General features: G+C 39.2%; 1 protein-coding gene and 1 pseudogene. Both read left to right on the forward strand.

Features of this window, described 5'->3' with window-relative positions:
- Window positions 1–596: 596 nt before the first annotated feature.
- Window positions 597–695, forward strand: a pseudogene (locus tag ACINWC323_RS20525) (ATPase); the annotation flags it as partial.
- Between the two features lie 496 nt (window positions 696–1191).
- A protein-coding gene (locus ACINWC323_RS18095) for an IS3-like element ISAba21 family transposase (RefSeq protein ID WP_155758117.1) occupies window positions 1192–2278 on the forward strand; the annotation gives its coding sequence in 2 pieces (ribosomal slippage) (window positions 1192–1450 and window positions 1450–2278; 1088 coding nt annotated over the 2 pieces). This gene is flagged as partial in the annotation.

A 2278-nucleotide genomic window follows, 5' to 3' on the forward strand; every position in this document is an offset into this window, starting at 1 on the left:
CTTTATTTTTGATTACGAAATCAGATAATGAGGTGAGCATAACGACTCAATGTTACAGTTTTATTGCGAGCAATTAGCAATCGCACTCAAACGCTTGGCTATAAGACTTCCAATTGGTATGCAGTGAGGCGCCGGTAATTGGCGGAGCTAGCTGGGAGGGGTTTAGCAGGATTTTAAGGCACACCCTGGCGTCCGCTTCTGGCCGAACGCAGCTGGAAGGCTCAAAATAGGTCGAGACACATTAAAATTACGTCACTACTCATAAGTGGCGATTATGTAAAATCGTTTGCGTGGCTTTTAACCTACTACTAATCAATACAGAGAGTGCTGTGGATAAGTGTCTTTACGGATTCCTTTTACTACAGACTCGTTGAAGTTGTAGCAAAACTCGAAGTACAAATATTTTATTTTTGGTGATGCGCGGCTATTTGAAAAGTAGCGAAGTTGTTGCGCTTTAGTGAGCTGGAATTTGAATAGCAGCATGAAATATGTTTGTTATTTGGACCGCTTTAATGGGTAAAATTCGGCTGGGAGTTTCGCTACAGCCTCGTTAGGCATGGCCATGAAAATATTCCTAGATAGTAATATTGTTAGGCACTCTGCAACTACATATCGCACTATGGATATCTATTTTGGCGGGGGTAACGCATCATTGTCATATCGTCGAAACAGGCAATGAGTCTTGGCGCTTTAAAGAATCGAGTACCAAGGGAATTGCAACAAAGCGAACTAAACCACGACAAACCAAAATAGATCAGGAGGAGTTAGCCATCAATTAATTGAGTTTCACGACTGTAATATTTTAACAACTACGTGGGTCAATTTTAGATGCAAATAGTGGGTCAGTTTTTAGTGACATTTGACAATTGCAGCGTTAAAGTGAACGGATAGCGCGAAGAATGCGGCCATAAAAATAAGTGTGCCGAGCAGACTCATAAGGGCAGGGAGATGCTTTTTAATTTCGTTTTTGTAAATCGTTATTTTGATATGCAACATATGGATCAATCCTGATAAATTAGGCAATACCTGCATGTCAATGCAGATTCATTTTATACGCCAGCAACCCCTTGCTGGCGTTTTTTTTATGGGACTAACCATACCTGTTAATTCTGACAGGTAGTCTCCTGATGTGTGCTGAGAAAACAGGAGGTTTTAACTTGGTAAACTATAGACACTCATCAGGAGTTTACCATGAGCAAGAAACAGAAGACTTACACCGCAGAATTTAAAGTTGAAGCAATAAAATTGATTGAAGCCAATCAAGGCAATGTATCGGAAACAGCCAGACAACTTGGCATTTCAATGCAAACTCTTTCAAATTGGAATAATAAAGCAAAGACTGGCACCTTAGCAGGCACTAAACAATATTCACCTGATCTAAATGCCTTACTCGAAGAAAATAAAAAGCTCAAACAACAGCTCAAAACAGCTGAAATGGAACGTGAATTTCTAAAAAAGGCAGCAGCGTACTTTGCGAAAGAAAGTCAGTAAGGTACGCCTATATGAAACAGCAAAGATATTTATTCCCGATTAGCTTTATGGCTAGATTACTTCACGTTTCAGTGTCACGATTTTATGATTGGCTAAAACGAGGCATGAATAAAAGATTGGTTCAGCGAAATCAACAGACAATTTTGGTCAAAATAGCTCATGAGGAAACTAAACAAAGCTATGGCTATATTCGATTAACTAAGCATTTACAAGCGCAAGGTATCAAAATCAGTACGTATGCTGTACGTCAAATAAAAAAGCTCAACCAGCTGTATTGTAAGCGTCATAAGCGTTTCAAAAGAACTACGAAGAGTGATCATAATCGAGCGATCTACGCAAATTTACTAGAGCAACAGTTTTCAATGACTAAGCCCAATCTTGCATGGTCAAGCGATATTACATACATTTGGACTGCTGAAGGTTGGTTATACTTGGCAGCAGTAAAAGACCTGTACACGAAACAAGTGGTTGGCTATAGCTTAAATGAGCGTATGACCGCACAACTTGTTTGCAATGCACTGACTATGGCGATTCGTAATCAAAAACCAACGAAAGGCTTAATTATTCATTCGGACAGAGGCAGCCAATATTGCAGCCATGAATATCGAAAGATACTGGAAAAATGTGATTTTCAAGGTTCAATGAGCAAACGTGGGGACTGTTACGATAATGCACCGATTGAAAGTTTCTGGGGCATACTCAAGAATGAATTAGTGCATCATTGCAACTATAAAACCAGAGATGAAGCTAAAGCAGATATTACAGAATACATTGTGTTATTTTATAA

Origin of the sequence: Acinetobacter sp. WC-323 (genome assembly GCF_000314615.1) — a bacterium.
Classification (GTDB): domain Bacteria; phylum Pseudomonadota; class Gammaproteobacteria; order Pseudomonadales; family Moraxellaceae; genus Acinetobacter; species Acinetobacter courvalinii.